1 protein-coding gene is annotated in these 237 nt (G+C 66.2%); it reads right to left on the reverse strand.

Going from position 1 to position 237, the window contains the following annotated elements:
* A partial coding sequence (locus HKX41_13390) for a DUF1732 domain-containing protein (GenBank protein ID NNC25128.1) occupies nucleotides 1-237 on the reverse strand: 237 nt, incomplete at both ends.

Genomic DNA, 237 nt, shown 5'->3' on the forward strand with positions numbered 1-237 from the left:
GTCGACCGACTTGGAGCCCAGGGTGTTGGCCTCGCGGTTGAATTCCTGCAGCAGGAAATCCAGGCGCCGGCCGACCGCTTCGCGCAGCTTGAGCACGCGCCGGGCTTCGGCGACGTGCGATTGCAGCCGGTCGAGCTCTTCGTCGACGTCGAGCTTTTGCAGCCACAGAACCAGTTCCTGCTCCAGGCGGCCGTTGTCGGTCGGCTGGACCAGGTCGGCCAGGCGGGTTTCCAGCTT

The sequence above is a fragment of the Salifodinibacter halophilus genome (assembly GCA_012999515.1).
In the GTDB taxonomy this organism is placed as follows: Bacteria; Pseudomonadota; Gammaproteobacteria; order Nevskiales; family Salinisphaeraceae; genus Salifodinibacter; species Salifodinibacter halophilus.